This window comes from Synechococcus sp. PCC 7335 (assembly GCF_000155595.1).
In the GTDB taxonomy this organism is placed as follows: domain Bacteria; phylum Cyanobacteriota; class Cyanobacteriia; order Phormidesmidales; family Phormidesmidaceae; genus Phormidesmis.
The window spans coordinates 27752-31227 of sequence record NZ_DS989908.1 but is presented as its reverse complement, the minus strand read 5'-3'; the positions used below and the strand labels follow the sequence as shown (position 1 = coordinate 31227).

The window sequence follows — 3476 nt, the reverse complement described above, 5'->3', positions numbered from 1 at the left end:
CTTGATCTCAAGGATGAGTATTCGGAAAATGATTTAGAAGAGGCCCTGATTCAGCATATCGAGAGCTTCCTCCTAGAGTTGGGCAACGATTTTGCGTTTCTTGGTCGTCAAAGGCGGTTGAGGATAGGGGACCAGTGGTTTCGTATTGACCTACTGTTTTTTCATCGTCGCTTGTCTTGCCTGGTGATCGTAGACCTCAAGTTAGGGGAGTTCACCCATGCAGATGCAGGCCAAATGCACCTTTATCTCAATTATGCACGTGAGCATTGGACATACCCAGGTGAGAATCCGCCAGTAGGTTTGATACTTTGCAATAAGAAGGATGAGGCCGTTGCTAAATATGCGCTGGATGGGCTGTCGAATAAAGTTCTAGCATCTGAGTATCAGATGACGCTGCCGGATGAGAAGACGTTAGCCGCAGAGTTGAACAAGACACGACAAATACTTGAAACTAGGGCGGACGAAATGTCCGAATAATCGCTTAAGCGCTTAAGCGAATAATCAGTTAAGCGCTTAAGCGAAAATATAAGAGTCTGCTTCTGAATCTCTGTAACTACTGATATAACCGGGATGATAAGTCCTTCTGGCGTTGCTTCGAAAACCGCAGACAGTGTCTGCGGTTTTCAAAATGAACCGGCGGGGGGGAAAGGGAGTGGGAGCGCTCCCAACCTACCCGACCCCTCGCTGGTCCTATGAAATGGCTAAAGCTATAGGCAGTGTTTGAGGTTGCCTTTTTCCAGTGACGCAAGCACTCACACCTTCGTTCTAGCGCTAATTAGCACCATCCCACGGGACTAATTCCTGCTTACCAACAATGAAAGTCACGCCACTACTGCCTCTGATGGTAACCATCTGACCCACCTCATCTTGAATCACCCAAGGACTGAGCGACGTGCCCCACCGCCACTGCTCTAAAGCACCAATCTCTAAGGGCTGTATAACTGGGGCTTGGGTGGCACAGTCCCCGGTAGTTGAATAATTAAATAGGGGGGCTGTGTCATCTTCTGTCGCCCGTTCCCGTATGGCCTTGCGCCGTTCTAGAATCTCCATCTGCTGCTCATACACCACCGGGTCTAACTCATAGATGCGGGTGCGCTTGCCCTCGCGCCTGGGCTGATAGTTCACACAGGTCAATCCCATCTGCTCTAGCAACTGATTGAGAATCTGCGCTGCACTCATCTCTGGCTTCACCGAGAAGTTCAACACTGCTTTAATCTGCGGCGCATAGTTGAGTGTGTTTTGCTTGAACGTATCTAACGACTCACTGTCCCAGGTCTTACCCAGCTCTAGATAAGCGTCGATACCCAGCAGCTGCCGCAGCTTTTGCTTCAGTGCGGCATTCGATAAATCCCAAGGGGTATAGCCGTGCTGCCACTGTCCTTGTCGCTCTAGCGCTCTGACATCGATATCGATGGCCGTCTCTGGATACTTAGACCACTCCAAGTTTAGCAGTCGCCCTCTGCGTCTACCGCTGTCATCCTGTAGCACCACATCAGCATCAACATTTTCTAGCGGTAAGCCGTAGAACTTAGCAATCTCATACTTCTGAAGTGCTAGCTGCTGCTCCGGTTCTAAGCTCTCAGTCTGACTGAGCAGCTTCGCCTCAGCTGGGGAAAGGTTAACCGCCGCTTCTACCTGAAGGGCGTTCTCCATCTTCAGCTCGTCTCTGGCTTCCTTGAGCAGGTTGTGTGCCTGCTGATTCTTTTGGAGCGTTACCGTCTCTACCTGATGGCCTTCATGCATCAATCTAACTTTAAGTGCGGTTCTAAGCGACCACATCGAGCGATTGCGCTCGGCTTCAATCTGTGACCAGTAGTGGATATGCGGATCGCTTTCCCAGTCGTAGTCACTGAGAGAACGATAGCCGACTTCAGAGAGGCTTGCTTGTATCAGTAGGGTGTTGGCCTGCGTTTTTTGTTTAAGCAGGCTTCTAAGCGCTCTGGGGCTAGTCTCGCGGCCTGCTTTAGAGAAGCTACGCCCGTACTTGGCACACCAGACGACTCTGGGCACAGGTGCTCTGACTCTGCCGAGGGCTTGAGCCATGTCTGCATCGGTAGAGCTAGCACCGTAGAAGATGCCGTAGACCTTATCAAAGTGGTCACCTTCGATAGAGAGTCCGGTGGCGGTACTGGGAGAGCCTGTGACGGCTTGTAGGGTAACGCTGCTTAGATGCAGGTCTGGGTTCTCCATAAAGGCGCGTTCGGTGTCGCCGCCGCTGGTATCGGAGTTGAGTAGGAGGTTGGAAGATTCCTGTTTGAGCTGAGTCTGGAGTTCTTTAATCAGGTAGTGGATACGTTTACTGCCACGTTTGGAGTCGGTGGCGATGTAAATGCGATCACCGTTCTTGAGGTCATGGAGGAGTTCGGCAGTGATGGCGCTGCTGTCGGGGGCTTGGATAAAGCGGACGGCGTAGCCGGGAGGTTTGTAGGTGTTGTGGATCAGAAAGAGTTGGTTGGCAGCGCGGTTAGGAAGGGTTGCATCAGCATCGAGGTCGTGATGGCCGTTGTGACAGATAGATTGAGTGCGTAGCTGCTGGATGTAGCGGATGGCGTGGTCATCGAGGTCGGCATCGGCGATGATGACGCGCCGAGCGGCTTGGAGCAGCTGGCGGAAGCGGGAGAGCAGGACGGGACGTTTGCCTTGCTGGTTACAGGTGCTGGAGGTCAGTAGGTGTCTGAGGACTTGGCAGACTTCATCGAGCACGAGGTCGCAGCCTGCAAAAGAGTTTGGGTCGATGGCGAGCAGGCTATCGACGCAGGTGCCCACACGCAGGGTGTAGCCGCTGCCGGTGATAAAGCGTCCATCTTGTTTATCTAAGTCGCCTCGGTAGTTGACGCCGCAGCGTTCGCATAAGTTACGCATGAGGCTAATGCGATGGCCTGCGAGGAGGACTTTGGGTTGGCTCTCAATCAGGCTATTGATTAGGTTGGTTTTACCTGTGCCTTTGGCGGCAGCGATGGCGAGGATGCCCTGTTGAGGCATGGTTTCGGGAGTGAGGACTTTGAGGGCTTGAGCTTTGAGGCCCAGAGAAGATCCAAGGGTAAGGCGATTATCGAGGGCTTGCCAGAGCTGCCATTCTTCAAAGGTAAGGGCCGAGTTAATCGCTTTATGGAAGGCATCTGTGCCTTGGTTAGCGATTAGGTCATCGAGTCCTTTGCCTTGTTTGGGAGACCATTGGGCGATGCTGACGTGGCAGCCTGCGTTGATTAGCAGTTGGCTAAAGCGGCTGATGGCGATACCGACGTGGCGGCGGGTGTTAGGTTTCTCGTCTTCGTCGAAGGCAAGGATGATCGGGCGCTCATTGCCGACGATGGCTTGGATGTCCGGGATGAGAACCGGGTCGATGGGGTTGCCGAGGCGGTCTTTGGAGCGGTAGCCGTTGTAGACGCCAGGAAGCGAAATGGTGGCGTAACCTGCGGTGAGGGCGGCGCCTGCTTTTTTTGCGCCTTCGGTGATGACGATGGGGGCTTTTGGGT

Annotated in this window: 2 protein-coding genes; one reads left to right on the top strand and one right to left on the bottom strand. The window is 53.2% G+C overall.

Features of this window, described 5'->3' with window-relative positions; genetic code table 11:
* On the top strand, positions 1-477 hold a 477-nt coding region (locus tag S7335_RS25165), incomplete at its 5' end, for a PDDEXK nuclease domain-containing protein (protein ID WP_083785183.1).
* Between the two features lie 294 nt (positions 478-771).
* Here S7335_RS25165 and S7335_RS25160 read toward each other — a convergent pair.
* Positions 772-3476, bottom strand: a 2705-nt coding sequence (locus S7335_RS25160) for a plasmid replication protein, CyRepA1 family (protein ID WP_038020415.1), incomplete at its 5' end; no start/stop codon positions are given.